Raw genomic sequence first — 2,093 nt, 5'->3', positions numbered from 1 at the left:
GGACAGATCTTAAATAATCTTAGGAAACATCAAGTTGCTGTCTTAAAAAAAATTCTAAAAATCTTATAAGCTTCTTTAAATTACCAGCCGCCGCCTCCGCCGCCACCTCCACCGCCGCCCGATGATCCTCCACCAGACGAACCGCTGGAGCTGGAACCTCCGGAATAAGAAGAACTGCTTGAAGATCGTGATGAGGAAGACGATGATGAAGATGAAAAGCTGCTTACAGGAGCAACAGTTGTTCCTTTCAATGTTGTTGTAAATGATTCTGCAAAACCATAACTGAAATGATTTTGAATTTCGCTGTAAGGTTCGGCTGCATCAATTGTTTCTTGTAATTTATCTCTAAATCTCTTGCCCCAAATTCCTTCAACACCAAAGACAATGGCGTAAGGGAGAAACTTCTCATACACATCGGAGGTCATTTCAGGAGGATTATGAAACTTCAATTGGTTTTCTTCAGCTACGCTCAGGTACATTTTAAAACCTGCAATTTCAGACTCCATTTGTACTTTTTCGATACTCGGATTGTAAATAAAATATCTAAATACAAAAAGCGAAATTACTGAGAATATTAAAAATTTAAAGCAATTGGATTCAAATGATGATATGTCCCCGGAATCTACGAACGCAACGAAAAACAATGGCATTAAAATCACCGATGCGAAAAAAAATACGACGAAAATAGCCATCTTGTTTTCATCATTCCAAATTGCTATTAAAATTGCCGCGAAAATACCACCAAAAAGACCAATTCCTAATCCTATTCCCAGAGCTGTAAATTTCTGTGTAGCGAGAGCTGCAAGAATAAGCGCAAGAAAAAAGCTTGCAACAATAATTTTTAAGGCTTTATACACCAGCTTAACATTAGAATTTCCTTCTACATACGTTTTATTCTCTTTAACAATACATTTCTCAAAATCTTCAACTGCATTCTTGAGTTTCGAATTATAAGTACCATTCACAGAAACTGTAGTTTCTTTTCCAAAAATATTTTTCAGTAATACATTCTGATCACTTTGCAGACTTTTGCTATTTGAGCCAATCTTTTTTAATGTAAAAATCTTTGACAGATAGGTTTTCTTAACATCCTTTACTTCATCAATATCGATAAAACCTTTTATAGAAAGGTCGACAAGGTTTGCTGTCACGAGATTTGCGTGAAATTTCTTTCGATCTATATATCCCAAAGAGGCCGGCGAGAGATTATTAGGTGCATTAAACTGCGGAATTACTGCCGGTTTTTCAGGATCTCTACCATGTTTTTTCCAATTGGTATAATAGAAGAATAGGAGATAAATCCCAACCAGAAATAAAGGCACGCTTTCCCAATTTCTATTGATCCATTTAAAAAAAGCAGCAGGTTCTTTTAAAATTCCTGATTTAAAACCTACAGCAACCGTTAAGTTTTCTCTCTCTTTTAAGTTTTTAGCCTTAAAAACAATCTGCGTTGAAGATAATTTCTCGCTGGTGCAGTTTTTATCGGTACTTCCATGAACGCCTGTATAACAAGAATTTTGAAGAATATCTGCATTATTTGGCAAATGAATTGTGGCATTGATTTCTTCAACGGGAAAAGTCCAATCTGTACCATTCACATTCCAGTAAAACTCATCATAACCTTTGAAATGACCAATCTGATCTTGCGTCTTGTAAACAATCTTATACGTATAAAAACCTGAACTAAGCTCATGATCTTTATTTCCAATGTAAATATTAAAAACACCATTTTGATTTTCGATGTGATAAGCCTCTTCTACACCATCTTTTTCTACAGAAATTATTTTATACGTGATTTTTTCTTTTCCTCCATTGATATTTCTTACCGTTGGCAACGCACGGAAAATACCGCGTTTAATATTGTAACCTGCTGCGTAAACTTTAATGGTTTCTGTAACCGTAACATCAGCGTTTTCTGCAATGGTAAGATCTGCATGAAAAGAAATAATTCTTTCACCAGCCTCGGTTTGATTTTCATCAATTACTTCTTCCGCAACTGAAGGCAGTTGGAGATAAGGCTCCTGACCTGACACCAAAAAACAAAAGAAGAGAATGAATATTGTAATAATTCTTTTCATACATCAAATTTTACC

At 35.4% G+C, this 2,093-nt stretch carries 1 protein-coding gene; it reads right to left on the bottom strand.

What is annotated here, in order from left to right:
- Positions 1-80 precede the first annotated feature (80 nt).
- On the bottom strand, positions 81-2,078 hold the full coding sequence (locus OMO38_RS20220; protein WP_264751984.1) for a DUF2207 domain-containing protein: 1,998 nt from the start codon (positions 2,076-2,078) through the stop codon (positions 81-83).
- Positions 2,079-2,093: the final 15 nt, after the last annotated feature.

It is taken from the genome of Chryseobacterium kimseyorum, from assembly GCF_025971945.1.
In the GTDB taxonomy this organism is placed as follows: domain Bacteria; phylum Bacteroidota; class Bacteroidia; order Flavobacteriales; family Weeksellaceae; genus Chryseobacterium; species Chryseobacterium kimseyorum.
Note: the sequence above shows the minus strand (reverse complement) of the source record. Positions and strands in the feature narration are given on the sequence as shown.

Excerpts from the sequence above, each read along its gene's own strand:
- OMO38_RS20220 (WP_264751984.1), bottom strand. The coding sequence starts at position 2,078 with ATGAAAAGAATTATTACAATATTCATTCTCTTCTTTTGTTTTTTGGTG.